Origin of the sequence: Cellulomonas citrea (assembly GCF_009829685.1) — a bacterium.
In the GTDB taxonomy this organism is placed as follows: domain Bacteria; phylum Actinomycetota; class Actinomycetes; order Actinomycetales; family Cellulomonadaceae; genus Cellulomonas; species Cellulomonas citrea.
Genome location: NZ_VWSD01000086.1, coordinates 1 through 12,587, shown reverse-complemented (window position 1 = coordinate 12,587; position 12,587 = coordinate 1). Strand labels below are relative to the sequence as shown.

Here is a 12,587-nt window from a genome sequence, read left to right as displayed (position 1 = left end):
GGTCGACGCGCACGCCCGGGGCAACGCCCTGCTGCAGGCCGTGGCCGCCGCCGCGGGCGGGTCGGGTTCGGCCGCCGCCGTGGTCGCGATCGACGACGGGATGGTCGTCGCGCTGGTGCGTGTCGCGGACGTGCTCGCCGCCGTGCGCGGTTGACCTGCCGTCCGCTGCCTAGACTGGTCCGTCGTGACTGCCACCGTCCCGACCGGCGCCGACCAGCGCCGGGGCCCCCTGCGCGCCGGCGAGCGCGTCCAGCTGACCGATGTGAAGGGCCGACCGCACACGATCACGTTGTCGGCCGGTGCCGCGTTCCACACCCACCGGGGGCTGATCGCGCACGACGACCTCATCGGCTCCGACGAGGGTGTCGTGGTCTCGACCACGGCCGGTGTGCAGTACCTGGCGATGCGGCCGCTGCTCGCCGACCACGTGATGTCGATGCCGCGCGGTGCCGCGGTGGTCTACCCCAAGGACGCCGGGCAGATCGTCACGATGGCCGACATCTACCCGGGGGCGCGCGTCGTCGAGGCCGGTGTCGGCTCGGGCGCGCTCACGCTGTCGCTGCTGCGCGCGGTCGGTGACGGCGGCTCGCTGCTCTCGGTGGAGCGCCGTGACGACTTCGCCGCGATCGCTCGGGCCAACGTCGAGCAGTTCTTCGGCGGCCCGCACCCGGCCTGGACGCTGCAGCTGGGCGACGTGGCCGATGCGCTCACCGCCCTGGGGCCGGCGAGCGTCGACCGGGTGGTGCTCGACATGCTCGCGCCGTGGGAGAACCTGGCTGCGGCGGCGGCCGCGCTCGCCCCGGGCGGGGTGCTGCTGGCCTACGTCGCGACCACCACCCAGCTGTCCCGGCTCGCCGAGGACGTGCGGTCCGACGGCCGGTACACCGAGCCGACGGCGTGGGAGTCGATGGTGCGCGGCTGGCACCTCGAGGGCCTGGCGGTGCGCCCGGAGCACCGGATGATCGGGCACACCGGGTTCCTGCTCACCACCCGCCGCCTGGCCGACGGCGTGACGCCGCCGCTGCGCCGCCGTCGCCCCTCCAAGGGCGCCTACCCGACGGACGACGCGGCGTGGTCGCCGGAGGAGCTGGGCGAGGCCCCGGTCTCGGACAAGAAGGTCCGTCGGGTGCGCCGCGACCTGGAGACCGGCACCGACGCGGACTGAGCGTCGGGCGGACCCCAGGTGATCCCGGTCGCATCCCGCGGGCGTGGTTGACACCGGCGGCTAGGGTCAGAGGACCAGCAGGCACGACGCGGTGCTCGTCGGCACACCCATCGGAGGACAGCAGGCCAGAATCGGAGGGCGACCATGACCGACCCGACGGCGCAGGACGCGAGCCGCGAGCTCGCCGTGCTCGCGGCCAAGAACGAGCGGCTCAGCCAGGCCCTCATCGCCGCGCGCGAGCAGATCGTCGAGCTCAAGAAGCAGGTCGACGACCTGGCCAAGCCTCCCGGGACCTACGCCGTCTTCCTCGGCTCGCGTCCCGACGGTTCGGTCGACATCGTGTCCCAGGGGCGCAAGATGCACGTCGGCGCCAGCCCGTCGCTCGACCTGGGCCAGCTGCGCCCGGGCCAGGAGGTCATGCTCAACGAAGCCCTCACGGTCGTCGAGGCCGGTGGCTACGAAGAGGTCGGCGAGCTCGTCACCGTCAAGGAGCTGCTGGGCGCGGGTCGGGCGCTCGTGGTGGGACGCGGGGACGAGGAGCGCGTGGTCCGGTTCGCCGGTCAGGTCGCCGACGCCGGCGTCCGGGTGGGCGACGCGCTGACGATCGACTCGCGCAGCGGCTTCGTGTTCGAGGTGATCCCGCGGGCAGAGGTCGAGGACCTCGTCCTGGAGGAGGTCCCGGACATCGAGTACCAGGACATCGGCGGTCTCGGCCCGCAGATCGAGGCCATCCGGGACGCCGTGGAGCTGCCGTTCCTGCACCCCGAGCTGTTCGCCGAGCACGGGCTCAAGCCGCCCAAGGGCGTGCTGCTGTACGGCCCGCCCGGATGCGGCAAGACGCTCATCGCGAAGGCCGTCGCGCACTCGCTCGCGGCCACCGTGGCCCGGGGTCGGGGCGTGGACGTGGCCGACGGGCGCGCCTTCTTCCTCAACGTCAAGGGTCCGGAGCTGCTCAACAAGTACGTGGGGGAGACCGAGCGGCACATCCGGCTGATCTTCGCCCGGGCGCGGGAGAAGGCCTCGCAGGGTCACCCGGTCGTCGTGTTCTTCGACGAGATGGAGTCGCTGTTCCGTACCCGCGGCACCGGGGTGTCCTCCGACGTCGAGACGACGATCGTGCCGCAGCTGCTCGCCGAGATCGACGGGGTGGAGCGGCTGGAGAACGTCATCGTCATCGGTGCCTCGAACCGCGAGGACATGATCGACCCGGCGATCCTGCGGCCCGGCCGCCTCGACGTGAAGATCAAGATCGAGCGGCCGGACGCCGAGGGTGCCCGCGAGATCTTCGCCAAGTACCTGACGGCCGACCTGCCGCTGCACGACGACGACATCGCCGAGCACGGCGGTGACAAGGCGCGCACGGTCGAGGGCATGATCAACCGCACGGTGGAGCGGATGTACGCCGAGACCGAGGAGAACCGGTTCCTCGAGGTCACCTACGCCTCGGGGGACAAGGAGGTCCTCTACTTCAAGGACTTCAACTCCGGTGCGATGGTGCAGAACATCGTCGACCGTGCCAAGAAGCAGGCGATCAAGGACTTCCTGGCCACCGGTCAGCGCGGGATCCGGGTGGACCACCTGCTCACGGCGTGCGTCGAGGAGTTCAAGGAGAACGAGGACCTGCCCAACACGACGAACCCGGACGACTGGGCCCGCATCTCCGGCAAGAAGGGGGAGCGGATCGTGTTCATCCGCACGATCATCGCCGGCAAGAAGGGGACCGAGGGGTCCAAGGTCATCGAGAACGTCACGAGCACCGGCCAGTACCTGTGACCTCGCGGTCACCCGGCCACCTCGGTGCGCGGCCCCGGCCTGGGGTCGGCGGCCGCCACTAGGGTGGCCCGGTGAGCGTGCGCCGGGTGATGGGGATCGAGACCGAGTACGGGATCCTGCAGCCGGGGCACCCGACGGCGAACCCGATGCTGCTGTCCAGCCACGTGGTCGCGGTGCAGGCCGCGGCCCGGGACGGCGCACGGCGACGGGCGCGGTGGGACTACGACGCCGAGGACCCGTTGCACGACGCCCGTGGCTTCCGCCTGCAGCGGGCTGCCGCGATCCCGTCCATGCTCACGGACGTCCCGGACCGCCCCGCCCCCTCGGGTGACGAAGACGGCCCGCAGGCGTTGCCGCGCACCGGTGACGAGTACGAGGACCCGGGTGCGGCGAACGTCATCCTCACCAACGGTGCGCGGCTCTACGTCGACCACGCCCACCCGGAGTACTCCTCCCCGGAGGTGACGAACCCGCTCGACCTCGTGCTGTTCGACCGTGCCGGTGAGCTCGTCATGCTGGACTGCGTCCGGACCCTGGCCGCGAGCCCGGCGCTGCCGGACGTCACGCTGTACAAGAACAACGTGGACGGCAAGGGCGCCACCTACGGCACGCACGAGAACTACCTGGTGGACCGGGCGGTGCCGTTCGCCGACCTGGTGCGGTGGGTGACGCCGTTCCTGGTGACCCGGCAGGTGTTCACCGGGGCCGGCCGGGTCGGTCTGGGGCAGCACGGCGAGACCCCCGGGTTCCAGCTCTCGCAGCGGGCCGACTACATCGAGGCCGAGGTGGGCCTGGAGACCACGCTGCGTCGCCCGATCGTCAACACCCGCGACGAGCCGCACGCCGACCCCACGCGGTGGCGTCGGCTGCACGTCATCATCGGTGACGCCACGATGCTCGAGGTGGCGACCTACCTGCGGGTCGGCACCACCTCGCTCGTGCTGTGGCTCGTCGAACGGGCCTGCGCACGCGGGGGCGGGCTCCCGGCGATCGAGGCGCTGGCGCTCGCCGACCCGGTGGACGCGGTGCACCAGGTCTCCCACGACCTGTCCGTCCGGCGCCCGCTCGACCTCGCCGGCGGCGGCACGACGACCGCCCTGGCCGTGCAGCGGGCGTACCTGGCGGCGGTCGAGGAGGCACTGGCCACCGATGGCGACCCGGTCGACGAGCAGACGGCCGACGTGCTGCGCCGGTGGGCCGAGGTGCTCGACCGGCTGGCGGTCGACCCGATGAGCTGCGCCCGCGAGGTCGAGTGGGTCGCCAAGCTGCGCCTGCTCGACGGGCTGCGGCGGCGGGAGGGGCTCGGCTGGGACCACGCCAAGCTGGCCGCGGTGGACCTGCAGTGGTCCGACCTGCGCCCCGAGCGCGGTCTGTACCACCGGCTGGCCGCGGCGGGCGCCGTCGAGCTGCTCGTGGACCCGCACCAGGTGCAGCACGCGGCGGCGCACCCGCCGACCGACACCCGGGCCTACTTCCGGGGTGAGGCCATGGCCCGGTACGCCGGTCAGGTGTCGGCCGCGAGCTGGGACTCGGTGGTGTTCGACGTGCCGGGCGCCGCGAACCTGCAGCGCGTGCCGATGCGCGACCCCTTGCGCGGCACCCGGGCCCACGTCGGTGCGCTGCTGGACGCGTGCCCGGACGCGGCCAGCCTGCTCGCCGCCCTGGCGTCCTGAGCGACGGCGCACCGCGACGTGACCTGCATGACGGCGACCGGCGCCCCCCTGGCCTAGGGTGGTCGCACGAGAGCCTGCGGAGGTCGCCATGTCAGGTCAGGAGCACGTCAGCCGTCGCCACGAGGACGAGGAGCCGGACGCCCCGCCGCCGGTCGCGCCCCGCGCGCAGACCAGCGACGCGGAGGTGGACGCCCTCCTGGACGAGATCGACGACGTGCTGGAGCAGAACGCCGAGCAGTTCGTCCGCGGCTTCGTGCAGAAGGGCGGCCAGTGACCGGCGTCCCGATGAGCTCGGCGTCGATGGGACCGGTGCCGTCGTCCGGTCGTCTGCCTGCGGCGTACACCACGCCGGGCTCGTCGTCGTTCGCGCAGTTCCTCGCCCAGGCCGCACCCGAGCTGCTGCCGGGCAACCGGCCGACGGGCGGCGGTGACCTCGGCGTGCCGCACGGCACCACGATCGTGGCCGTCACGTTCGACGGCGGCATCGTCATGGCCGGCGACCGGCGGGCGACCGCCGGGTCGATGATCGCGTCACGGCACATCGAGAAGGTGTTCCCGGCGGACGAGTACTCGGCGATCGGGATCGCCGGCTCGGCGGGCCTGGCGATCGAGCTGGTCCGGCTCTTCCAGCTCGAGCTGGAGCACTACGAGAAGATCGAGGGCAACCTGCTCTCGCTCGACGGCAAGGCGAACCGCCTGGCCACCCTGCTGCGGGGCAACCTCGGGCTGGCGATGCAGGGGCTGGCCGTCGTGCCGCTGTTCGGGGGCTACGACCTGGCGCGCGCCGCCGGCCGGATCTTCTCCTACGACGTGACCGGTGGTCGCTACGAGGAGACCGAGCACCACGCGATCGGGTCGGGCTCGGTGTTCGCCCGGGGCTCGCTCAAGAAGCGCTGGCGCCCGGGCCTGGACGCCGACGGCGCCGTCGAGGTGGCGGTCGAGGCCCTCGTCGACGCCGCGGACGACGACTCGGCGACGGGTGGTCCCGACGCCGGGCGGCGGATCTACCCGGTGGTCGCGACCGTGAGCGCCGCGGGCTACCTGCGCGTGCCCGACACGCAGCTGGCGGCGGTGTCCACACGGATCGACGTCGAACGACAGGTGGGGGACCCGCGCGCATGAGCATGCCGTTCTACGTCTCGCCCGAGCAGCTCATGAAGGACCGGGCCGACTACGCGCGCAAGGGCATCGCCCGCGGACGCTCGGTCGTCGTGCTGCAGTACGACGACGGGATCGCGTTCGCCTCGGAGAACCCGTCGCGCGCGCTGCACAAGATCTCCGAGATCTACGACCGGATCGCGTTCGCGGCGGTCGGCAAGTACAACGAGTTCGAGAACCTGCGGGTGGCCGGGGTGCGCTACGCCGACCTGCGCGGCTACTCCTACGACCGGGTGGACGTCACGGCGCGAGGTCTGGCCAACGCGTACGCCCAGACGCTCGGCACGGTGTTCACCACCGAGTCCAAGCCGCTCGAGGTCGAGCTCGTGGTCGCCGAGATCGGTGCCGGACCGGCGGACGACCAGCTCTACCGCCTCACCTACGACGGGTCGGTCGCCGAGGAGCAGGGCTACGTCGTCATGGGCGGCCAGGCGGAGCGGCTCGGCGCCCTCGTGGCCGCGCAGTGGGAGCCCGGGCTGCCGTTGGCCCAGGTGCTGGCGATCGGCGTGCGTGCGCTCGGCTCGGCACCGGAGGAGGGTGCCGAGGACCGTCAGCTGTCGCCGGCCCAGCTCGAGGTCGCCGTGCTCGACCGGACCCGGCCCCGCCGGGCGTTCCGCCGGCTCACCGGAGACCTGCTCGCGGACGTCCTGGCCGCGGCCGGCTGACGACCGCACGACCGAGGGAGGCGAGGATGGATCGACGCATCTTCGGTCTGGAGACCGAGTACGGCGTGACGTGCGCATCGTCGGACGGCCGGGGGCTGTCCGCCGACGAGGTGGCGCGCTACCTGTTCCGCAAGGTCGTGGCCTGGGGTCGTTCGTCGAACGTGTTCCTGCGCAACGGCTCACGGCTGTACCTCGACGTCGGCTCCCACCCGGAGTACGCGACGGCGGAGTGCGACGACTGGCGCCAGCTCGTCGTGCACGACCGGGCAGGCGAGCGGATCCTCGAGGGGCTCGTCACCGATGCCCAGGAGCGGCTCGAGCACGAGGGCCTCGCCGGCACGATCCACCTGTTCAAGAACAACACCGACTCGGCCGGCAACTCCTACGGCTGCCACGAGAACTACCTGGTGCGACGGACCGGCGACTTCTCGCACACGGCTGATGTGCTCGTGCCGTTCCTCATCACCCGCCAGCTGCTCACCGGAGCCGGCAAGGTGCTGGCCACCCCGCGTGGTGCCACCTACTGCCTGTCGCAGCGCGCCGACCACATCTGGGAGGCGGTCTCCTCGGCGACCACCCGGTCGCGTCCGATCATCAACACCCGCGACGAGCCGCACGCCGACGCCGAGCTGTACCGCCGGTTGCACGTCATCGTGGGCGACTCCTCGATGGCCGAGCCGACGACGATGCTCAAGGTCGGCATGACCGATCTGGTGCTCCAGGTGGTCGAGGCGGGTCTGCCCACGCACGACCTCACGCTGGAGAACCCGATCCGCTCGATCCGGGAGATCAGCCACGACCCCACCGGGCTGCACCCGGTGGTGCTGGCCAACGGCAAGACGGTGACGGCGCTGGACATCCAGGAGGAGTACCTGGCCAAGGTCACCGAGCTGGTGGACCGCGAGCTGGACCCGACCCCGCAGGTCAAGACCGTGCTCGAGCTGTGGGGGCGTGGCCTTCGCGCGATCCGCACCGGCGACCTGTCGCTCGTCGAGCGCGAGCTGGACTGGGTGATCAAGCTCCGGATGATCGAGCGCTACCGGGCCAAGCACGGGCTCGAGCTCTCGGACGTGCACGTGGCCCGGCTCGACCTGGCCTATCACGACATCTCCCGGACGCAGGGGCTGTACAACCTGCTCGCCGAGCGCGGGCTGGTCGAGCGGGTCACCACCGACCTGGAGGTGTTCGAGGCGACGGCCCTGCCGCCGCAGACGACGCGCGCCAAGCTGCGGGGTGACTTCGTCCGCGCCGCCCAGGAAGCCCGTCGCGACTACACGGTCGACTGGGTGCACCTCAAGCTCAACGACCAGGCCCAGCGCACTGTGCTGTGCAAGGACCCGTTCCGTTCGGTGGACGAGAGGGTCGAGCGGCTCATCGAGTCGATGTGAGTCGTCGCAGGTCCGCCAGGTACGGTGGCGGGCGTGCGAGGACGGGAGTGGCGCCGGGCGGTCGGGCTGGCCGTGGGTGCGGTGCTGGCCACCGGGTCGTTGGTCGCCTGCTCCACCGGGACCCAGGCGGCCCCCGTGGTCGACGTGACCGGTGTCCAGGGGCAGGCGCCGACCGTCACCTACGTGGCGCCGCTCGACGTCGGGCACACCTATCGGCGCACGATCTGGGCCGGGACCGGTCCCGAGCTCGTGGACGGCGGCCCGGTGCTGCTCGACTTCTGGCTCGAGAACGCCACGGACGCGTCCGTCGTCAAGGAGACCTACACCGACTCACCTGCCACCCGGACGCTGTCCGAGGAGGACCTGGGCGTCGATCTCTACCAGTCGCTGCGGGGCCAGCGGGTGGGTGCCCGGGTGCTGCAGGTGGCGCCGGGCGCCTCGTCGGGCAGCACGACCTACCCGACGGTGACGGTGCTCGACGTGCTGCCGCTGCGGGCGGACGGCCAGGCCGTCGCACCTGTGCCCGACCTGCCGGCGGTCGCGCTGGCCGATGACGGCGCACCGTCGATCACACCGTCGAGCGCCCCGGCCCCGACGACGCTCGTGGCCCAGCCGCTGAAGAAGGGCGCCGGCGCCCAGGTGGGTGCCCAGGACGTCGTCACCTTCCAGTACGCGGGGTTCGCCTGGACGACGGGCGAGGAGTTCGACTCGTCCTGGGCGCGGGGCGCACCGGTCTCCCACTCGTTGCTCGATCTGTCGCAGGCGTTCACGGAGGGGTTGGTGGAGCAGACCGTGGGGAGCCAGATCGAGCTGGTGGTGCCGCCGACGTACCCGTTGGGTGTCACGGCCGGCGCCGAGCTGTCCGGTCAGACCGTCGTGTTCGTGGTGGACATCCTGGCCACCCGGACCCCGACCCAGAAGGCGGCCGGCTGATGGGGGTGGCACTGCGGGTGATCGCCTGCCTCGACGTCGACGGCGGGCGGGTGGTCAAGGGCGTCAACTTCGCGGGGCTGCGGGACGCGGGCGACCCGGTCGAGCTCGCGCGGCGGTACGACGCCGAGGGCGCGGACGAGATCACGTTCCTCGACGTGTCCGCCTCGGCCGACGGGCGGGCGACGATGACCGAGGTGGTCGGGCGCACGGCCGACGAGGTGTTCGTCCCGCTCACCGTCGGCGGCGGTGTGCGTGCCGTGGGCGACGTCGACCGGATGCTGCGGGCCGGTGCGGACAAGGTCGGGGTGAACACGGCGGCGATCGCCCGCCCGGAGCTCATCGGTGAGATCGCGGAGCGTTTCGGCAGCCAGGTGCTCGTGCTGTCGGTCGACGCCCGGCGCGTGACCGGCACGACCGTGACCGCGTCCGGCTACGAGGTCACCACCCACGGCGGTCGCCGTGGCACCGGGATCGACGCGGTCGAGTGGGCGAGGCGGGGTGCCGAGCTCGGGGCGGGGGAGATCCTGCTCAACTCGATGGACGCCGACGGCACCACCGCGGGTTTCGACCTGGCGATGCTCGCGGACGTGCGCCGCGAGGTGCGGGTGCCGCTCATCGCCTCAGGAGGAGCGGGGACTCCCGAGCACTTCGTGCAGGCCGCCCTGGCGGGTGCCGACGCCGTGCTGGCCGCGTCGGTCTTCCACTTCGGGACCCTGACGATCGGCGAGGTCAAGGCCGCGCTGCGGTCGGCCGGGCTCACGGTCCGCTAGCCCGGCAGGCCCGTCACGGGCGGTGCTGCGCGTGCGTGAGCGTGCGCAGGTCCGCCTCGGCGCCCTCGACGTGGACGTCGGCGGCACCGCGCCGGCCGAAGCACCACAGCAGGAGGTCGGCCAGGGTGCCGCGGACGACCAGCGTGCCTGCCCCGGCCGGAGGACGGCGCACCCGGGCGCGGGTCCCGTCGGGGCGGACCAGCACGACCCCCGTCGGCCAGGTGCGCAGCATGGCGGGGGCGGTGCGGGTCAGGTGCACCCAGACCGCGTCGGCGAGGCCGGACTCATACGGCAGGTCCGGGACCTGACCGGCGCGCGTGACGTCGAGGGTGTGCACGGTGAGCTCGAGCAGGTCGCCGAGGTCGCCGGTCCAGTGCAGCGGGTGCCACGGCGGCGGGGGCGCGGCCACGCGGGCGACCAAGGAGGCGTAGCCGGCCTCGTCACCCGGTGCGCCGCCGAGCCACTGGACCCGACGTTCGGCGCGTTCGGCGAACGCCGGGGTCACCAGGTCGAGGCCGTAGACCGGGTCGGACTGACGCAGCACGAGGTGGGCCGCCAGGTGCCGGGTACGCCACCCCTCGCACAAGGTCGGGGCGTCGGGGCCGGCGGCGGTGAGCACCTGCGCGAGCCGGGAACGCAGGAGGGGGAGCCATGCCACGGGCTGATCCTGCCATGTGGGCCCACGGTGGTCCTCCGCCGGCCCCGCGGAGCGCGCGGCGCGGTCCGGTCGCGGACACGTCGGTGCTCGCGTCGTGCTGCGTGGCAGGATCGTCCCCGTGCCTGTCAGCAGCCTCGACCCCGAGATCGCCCGCCGGCTGAAGCGCGACGAGTCCGGCCTGGTCGCCGCCGTCGTCCAGCAGCACGACACCGGCGAGGTGCTCATGCTCGGCTGGATGGACGACGAGGCCCTGCACCGGACGCTCACGTCCGGCAGGGTCACGTTCTGGAGCCGGTCGCGCCAGGAGTACTGGCGCAAGGGCGACACCTCCGGCCACGTCCAGCACGTGCGGTCGGTCGCCCTCGACTGCGACGGCGACGCGCTGCTCGTGCGGGTGGACCAGGTGGGCGCGGCCTGCCACACCGGCACCCGCACCTGCTTCGAGGCGGGCGGCCCGCTGCCGGCCGTGGTCGGCGAGCGCGCGGCGGAGAACCGGCCGTGACCGCGCCGGCCTGGGGCCAGACATGGCCGTCGCTCGCCGAGTTCCGTGAGCAGGCGGTCGACGCCCGGGTGATCCCCGTGGTGCGCCGGCTGCTGGCCGACGACGTCACACCGGTCGGCCTGTACCGCACGCTCGCGGGCGGTCGCACGGGCACCTTCGTGCTGGAGTCCGCCGAGTCGGACGGCACCTGGGGCAGGTGGTCGTTCGTGGGTGTGCGGTCCCGCGCGACGCTGTCGTCCCGGGACGGGCAGGCGGTGTGGACCGGTGACGTCCCCGTGGGTGTGCCGACCGACGGTGACGTGCTCGACGTGCTCGGGCGCACCCTGGAGGTGCTCGGGACGCGGGCGGTCCCCGGGCTGCCGCCGCTCACCGGCGGTCTGGTCGGCGCGATCGGCTGGGACGTGGTGCGGCACTGGGAGCCCACGCTGCCCGCCAAGGCGCCCGAGGAGCTGGACGTCCCCGAGCTCACCCTGCTGCTGGCCACCGACCTGGCCGTGGTGGACCACGCCGAGGGCTCGGTCTGGCTCATCGCGAACGCGGTCAACGCCGACGGCACGTCGGACCGGGTGGACGAGGCGTGGGCCGACGCCGTCGCCCGGCTGGACGCGATGCAGGAGGCGATGGCCCACCCGGCCCCGCCCGGTGCCCTCGTGCTCGACCCGCAGGCGCCGGAGCCGGAGCTGGAGTTCCGCTCGGAGCGCACCGAGTTCGAGGCCGCGGTGCGGGCCGGCCAGGAGGCGATCGTCGACGGCGAGGTGTTCCAGGTGGTGCTGTCCCAGCGCCTGGACCTGGACTGCCCGGCCAGCCCGCTGGACGTCTACCGGGTGCTGCGCACCGTGAACCCCAGCCCGTACATGTACTACGTGCAGCTCGCGGACCCGGACGGACGCCCGTTCGCGGTGGTCGGGTCGAGCCCGGAGACCCTGGTCAAGGTGACCGACCGCCGGGTCGAGACCTTCCCGATCGCCGGGTCGCGCCCCCGCGGTGCCACGCCGGAGGAGGACCGGGCCCTCGCGCAGGAGGTGCTGGCCGACCCCAAGGAGCTGGCCGAGCACGTCATGCTCGTCGACCTCGCGCGCAACGACCTGGCCAAGGTCTGCGATCCCGACTCGGTCGAGGTCGTCGAGCTCATGGCCGTCCGGCGGTTCAGCCACATCATGCACATCTGCTCCACGGTCGTGGGGCACCTGCGTGAGGGGGCGACCGCGTTGTCGACGTTCGTCGCGACGTTCCCGGCGGGCACCTTGTCGGGCGCCCCGAAGCCGCGGGCCATCGCCCTCATCGACGAGCTGGAGCCGGCCCGGCGCGGCATCTACGGGGGCACGGTGGGGTACGTCGACTTCGCCGGAAACATGGACATGGCCATCGCGATCCGCACCGCACTCATCCGCGACGGGCGGGCCAGCGTGCAGGCAGGTGCCGGGATCGTCGCGGACTCCGTGCCGGCCACCGAGTACCTGGAGTCCCGGAACAAGGCAGCGGCCGCGGTCCGCGCCGTCCAGGTGGCGGCGCGTCTCGTGCGGCCGGACACGACGCGACCCGGCGTGGCGTGACCGGGACCGGGCCGGACGGCGCCGCCGGCGGCCGGTCGCGGCGGGGCACCGGGCGCGGCCGGTGGGTGCTCGTCGTCCTGGTGCTGGGTCTGCTCACCGCCGCGCTCGGGGTTCCGACCTGGGTGCACGCGACGGGCGTCTCCGCGATCGGTGCCGACACCCCGGTCCAAGTCGCGGGCACCACGGCGGCACCCCAGGTGCTCGCGGTCGCCCTCGTCGTCCTGGCGGCGGGTGCCGCGCTGGCGCTCGTGGGACGGGTCGGGCGGTGGGCCGTGGTCGCCGTGCTGGTCGCCGGTGGCGCACTCGTGGTGGCGACCGCGGTCGGGGTCCTGGTCGACCCGGCGCGTGC

General features: G+C 73.1%; 13 protein-coding genes. 12 read left to right on the top strand and 1 reads right to left on the bottom strand.

Annotated elements, in window-relative coordinates:
* Positions 1-184 precede the first annotated feature (184 nt).
* From F2B26_RS10470 to hisF, 9 genes are all read left to right on the top strand, one after another.
* Positions 185-1,165: a tRNA (adenine-N1)-methyltransferase gene (locus tag F2B26_RS10470; RefSeq protein WP_159809070.1), complete on the top strand. Its 981-nt coding sequence runs from the start codon at positions 185-187 to the stop codon at positions 1,163-1,165.
* A gap of 144 nt (positions 1,166-1,309) precedes the next feature.
* On the top strand, positions 1,310-2,938 hold the full coding sequence (arc, locus tag F2B26_RS10465; protein ID WP_159809068.1) for a proteasome ATPase: 1,629 nt from the start codon (positions 1,310-1,312) through the stop codon (positions 2,936-2,938).
* A 71-nt stretch (positions 2,939-3,009) separates the two neighbouring features.
* A complete protein-coding gene (dop, locus tag F2B26_RS10460; RefSeq protein WP_328698670.1) occupies positions 3,010-4,611 on the top strand; it encodes a depupylase/deamidase Dop in 1,602 nt (533 codons plus the stop codon).
* Positions 4,612-4,699: 88 nt separating this feature from the next.
* Positions 4,700-4,885 (top strand): ubiquitin-like protein Pup, encoded by a 186-nt coding sequence (locus F2B26_RS10455; protein WP_159809066.1) that lies wholly within the window; start codon positions 4,700-4,702, stop codon positions 4,883-4,885.
* A gap of 26 nt (positions 4,886-4,911) precedes the next feature.
* On the top strand, positions 4,912-5,733 hold the full coding sequence (gene prcB, locus F2B26_RS10450) for a proteasome subunit beta (protein ID WP_159809076.1): 822 nt from the start codon (positions 4,912-4,914) through the stop codon (positions 5,731-5,733).
* Entirely contained in the window at positions 5,730-6,434 is a 705-nt protein-coding gene (prcA, locus tag F2B26_RS10445; protein ID WP_159809064.1) for a proteasome subunit alpha, read from the top strand. The genes prcB and prcA overlap by 4 nt, the downstream gene beginning before the upstream one ends.
* A 26-nt stretch (positions 6,435-6,460) precedes the next feature.
* Positions 6,461-7,822, top strand: a complete 1,362-nt coding sequence (pafA, locus tag F2B26_RS10440) for a Pup--protein ligase (RefSeq protein ID WP_159809062.1) — start codon at positions 6,461-6,463, stop codon at positions 7,820-7,822.
* Between the two features lie 33 nt (positions 7,823-7,855).
* Positions 7,856-8,755: an FKBP-type peptidyl-prolyl cis-trans isomerase gene (locus tag F2B26_RS10435; RefSeq protein ID WP_235929607.1), complete on the top strand. Its 900-nt coding sequence runs from the start codon at positions 7,856-7,858 to the stop codon at positions 8,753-8,755.
* On the top strand, positions 8,755-9,525 hold the full coding sequence (gene hisF / locus F2B26_RS10430; protein WP_159809060.1) for an imidazole glycerol phosphate synthase subunit HisF: 771 nt from the start codon (positions 8,755-8,757) through the stop codon (positions 9,523-9,525). Before F2B26_RS10435 ends, hisF begins: the two co-directional genes overlap by 1 nt.
* 13 nt (positions 9,526-9,538) lie before the next feature.
* Here hisF and F2B26_RS10425 read toward each other — a convergent pair whose 3' ends face one another.
* Positions 9,539-10,183 (bottom strand): maleylpyruvate isomerase family mycothiol-dependent enzyme, encoded by a 645-nt coding sequence (locus tag F2B26_RS10425; RefSeq protein ID WP_159809058.1) that lies wholly within the window; start codon positions 10,181-10,183, stop codon positions 9,539-9,541.
* A 118-nt stretch (positions 10,184-10,301) separates the two neighbouring features.
* Here F2B26_RS10425 and hisI point away from each other — a divergent pair, with 118 nt between their 5' ends.
* The 3 genes from hisI to F2B26_RS10410 all read left to right on the top strand — a co-directional run.
* On the top strand, positions 10,302-10,685 hold the full coding sequence (hisI, locus tag F2B26_RS10420) for a phosphoribosyl-AMP cyclohydrolase (protein ID WP_201292699.1): 384 nt from the start codon (positions 10,302-10,304) through the stop codon (positions 10,683-10,685).
* Positions 10,682-12,238 (top strand): anthranilate synthase component I, encoded by a 1,557-nt coding sequence (locus tag F2B26_RS10415; protein ID WP_159809053.1) that lies wholly within the window; start codon positions 10,682-10,684, stop codon positions 12,236-12,238. Before hisI ends, F2B26_RS10415 begins: the two co-directional genes overlap by 4 nt.
* The coding region (locus tag F2B26_RS10410; protein WP_201292698.1) for a Trp biosynthesis-associated membrane protein at positions 12,235-12,587 on the top strand (353 nt) is incomplete at its 3' end. The genes F2B26_RS10415 and F2B26_RS10410, both read left to right, overlap by 4 nt.